At 74.4% G+C, this 3534-nt stretch carries 2 protein-coding genes; one reads left to right on the forward strand and one right to left on the reverse strand.

Features of this window, described 5'->3' with window-relative positions; translation table 11 throughout:
- The coding region (locus tag ACTUAL_RS21015) for a fatty acyl-AMP ligase (RefSeq protein ID WP_440901444.1) at positions 1–1298 on the reverse strand (1298 nt) is incomplete at its 3' end.
- Between the two features lie 103 nt (positions 1299–1401).
- On the opposite strand from ACTUAL_RS21015, the gene ACTUAL_RS21020 reads away from it, so the two are divergent.
- Positions 1402–3207 carry a DivIVA domain-containing protein gene (locus ACTUAL_RS21020; RefSeq protein ID WP_440901445.1) on the forward strand — a complete coding sequence of 602 codons (1806 nt, stop codon included), beginning with the start codon at positions 1402–1404 and terminating at the stop codon, positions 3205–3207.
- The last annotated feature ends 327 nt before the right edge of the window (positions 3208–3534 follow it).

The raw sequence follows: 3534 nt of genomic DNA on the forward strand, positions 1-3534 counted from the left end.
ACCACGACCGGCTCGCCCGCGACGTAGCCCTGGTCGCCGGTGGCGAGCCAGCCGCCGGGGCCGGTGGTGGGCACCGGGCCGTCGACGGTGAGGTAGCCGGGCGTGACGGCCTCGCCGCGCACCTGGAGCCGCCCGACCGAGCGGTCGCCGAGGACGGTCCCGGCGTCGTCGACGACCTGGATCTCCAGTCCCGGCAGGGGCGGGCCGAGGAGCGCGAACGAGCGGGCGCCGGGTTCGGCGGACGGCTCGGCGCGGCGCTCGGCCTCCAGCAGGTCGGCGTCCACGACGTCCACGGCCATGCCGGTGAACACCGGCGCGAACGCGACGCCGAGGGTGGTCTCGGCCATGCCGTAGGCGCAGAGCACCGACTCGGGGGGCAGGCCGAAGCGGGCGCCCTCGGCGGTGAACGAGCGGACCGCCTCCGGGTCGATGGGCTCGGCGCCGTTGAGGGCGATGCGCAGCGAGGACAGGTCGAGCTCGCCGTCGGCGACGCCGCGCATCCGCTTGGCCACGACGGCGTAGGCGAAGTTCGGGGCGGCGGTGATGGTGCCCCGGTGGCGGCTGATCAGCTCGGGCCACAGCACCGGGCGGCCGAGGAAGTCGACGGGGGTGACCTTGACCAGGTCGACGCCGTAGAGCATCGGCAGGGTCAGGAAGCCGACCATGCCCATGTCGTGGAAGAGCGGCAGCCACGAGACCATGCGGTCGACCTCGGGGTCGAGGCGGACGGCCTCGCGCATCCCCTCCATGTTGGCCCACAGGTTGCCGTGGGTGATCCGGACGGCCTTGGGGTGGGCGGTGGAGCCCGAGGTCAGCTGGAGCAGGGCGGTGGCGCTCTCGGGGACCTCCACGGGGGTGGTCAGCGGGTCGGCGTCGAGGTCGGTGATGCGGTGGTGGGCGATGCCGCGCTCGACGAGCACGGGCGAGAGGGCGTCGAAGGGGGCGCCGAGCAGGACCAGCCCGGAGTCGATCATGCCGAGGACCCGGACGGTGTCCTCGGCCCACTCGGCGAGGTCGGTGCGGGCTGTCGGCTGGTGGAGCATGGTGGTGCTGGCGCCCGCGAGCCAGGCGCCCTGCACGGCGGGGGCGATCTCGGCGGGGTCGCCCGCGAGCACGGCGACGGCCGCGCCGGGTGTGACGCCCGCCTCCACGAGGGCGCCCGCGACGCGCGCGGCGCGCGCGTGCACCTGGGCCCACGTTCGGTGCTCCGGGGCGTTCGGCTCCCCGGTTGTCATGCCTCTGCGGGTCCCCCGTTCCCCTGTTGCGGTCGCCACGACGGTGTCCACGAACCGGCTCATGCTCGTCAGCGTAGAGCGACACACTGGTATTAATCCGTTAGGGCGAAACAATTCGCCCTGGGTAACGCGATACTCCCCGGAACGGATCGTGAAGGAGGTTCAGGTGGATCGGGCCGGGTACGACGTGCCACACGGCGCGCGCCAGCAGCACAGACCGGCACACCCGGCTCCGCTGCTGACGGCGCGGGACCTGGGTCAGGTCACCTTCCACCGCCCGCCGCCCGGTCAACCGGGCTACGACGAGGCGCAGGTGGACAACTTCCTCGACCGGATCGAGCAGACCCTGCTCGGCCGGGACGAGGTGACGGAGCAGCAGGTCAGGACCATGCGGTTCCGGCCCGCGCGGCCGGGTTACCACGGGGCGGAGGTGGACGCGTTCCTGGAGCTGGTGGCCGAGACGCTGCGGTCGACCCCGCAGCGCGGTCAGGCGATGGCGCCCGCGCAGGGCGCGCACGCGACGTCCACGAGCATGAGACCGGCGACGACGCCGCCCGCGCTGTCCCCGCAGGACGTGCGCGCGGTGCGCTTCCACAAGCCGAGGTCGGGGAACCGGGGGTACCTGGAGGACGAGGTCGACGCGTTCCTCCAGCGGATCGAGCTGACCCTGGCCGGGGTGGACTCGCTGACGGCGCGCGAGGTGCAGGACGCGGACTTCACGTACGTGGGGCCGGGGGAGATCGGGTACGACGAGGACGACGTGGACACGTTCCTCGACATGGTCGTGCTGACCCTGGAGCGCGGTCCGGCGCGCGGCGGCCAGCCGCACCTGAGGCCGCAGCAGCCGGGCCCGACCCAGCGCCCGACGGGCTTCCCGCCCGCGGGGGCGTCGTCGGCGGGCTTCCCCCCGGTGGGGGCGTCCTCCGCGGGCTTCCCACCCGTGAACGCCTCCTCGGCGGGCTTCCCGCCCGTGAACGCGTCGTCGGCCGGGTTCCCCCCGGTCAAGCCGCCACCGCCGGTCTTCCCACCCGCGAAGCCGTCCGCCCAGTCGATCTTCACCCCCGTGCACGACGCCCCCACGGCGGCCATCCCGACCGTGGGCTCGTCCCCGTTCCCCCCGGCGGGCTCGTCGTCGGCGGGCTTCCCGCCCGCAGGCGCCTCGTCGGCCGGTTTCCCGCCCGTCAAGGCGCCGTCGGCCGGGTTCCCCCCGGCAGGAGCCTCCTCGGCCGGGTTCCCGCCGGTGAACGCGTCGTCGGCGGGCTTCCCGCCGGTGGCGGCCTCGTCCGCCGGTTTCCCGCCGGTGCGCCCGTCCGCGTTCGCCGACGACCGCCCGGAGTCCCCGGCGACGGCGTCCTCCACGTCCCTGCGCCCGACCCACTCGCGCCGGGACGCCCCGCAGGACGAGCCCGACGAGGAGCCGCAGGACGCGCAGGACGCCCCGCTGACCGCGCGCGACGTCCGGACCGCCGGGTTCGGCAAGCCGACGAGGGGCAGGCGCGGCTACCAGGAGTCCCAGGTGGACAAGTTCCTGGACCGCATCGAGAACACCCTGCTGGGCCAGGACGACCTGACCGCGTCGGACGTCCGCGAGGTCCAGTTCAGCCGCCCGATGATCGGCCGCAGGGGCTACGACGAGACCGAGGTCGACGCGTTCCTGGCGAGGGTGGAGAAGCAGCTCTCCCAGACCCCGCCCCCACCGGCGGGCCCGCCGGTGGTGACGTCGTGGAAGCAGCTGCGGGCGATCCGCATCCCCGACGCCTCCCCCGGCCAGCGCGGCTACCGCACCACGCAGGTCGACCGGGTGCTGGAGGAGGTCGGCATCGCGCTGGACGGGATGCTGGGCGCGTCCTCGGAGGAGGTCGAGAAGACCCGCTTCGCCCTGGCGATGACGGCGGGCCAGGGCTACGACTGCGCCTTCGTCGACGAGCTGATGCCGATGCTGGTGGCCGAGCTGAAGCGCAAGAACAAGTAGCGGGCCGCAGAACCGGGCTCGCGACGCGGCGGGCCCGGTGGGGACCGGTCCGCCCGCGGCCGTCCCCGGTGGCGCGCGGACCGCGCTGTGGTCGCCGCGTCCCGGCCCGCAAGAAAAAAGGGGGCGTGCACCGAAGCGCACGCCCCCACCCCGACCTCGTCCTACTCAGCGGCCTCAGCCGCCTCCATCCACTGCTCCTCGACCTCCGCCGCCTCCGCCAGCACGGCCTTCAGCTCCGCCCCCAGCGCCATCAGCCGCTCCGGGTCGGTCGCCGCCTCGGCCAGGGACGCGTGCAGGCCGGCCTCCTTCTTCTGCAGCGCCTCCAGC

The organism is Actinosynnema sp., from assembly GCF_052038725.1.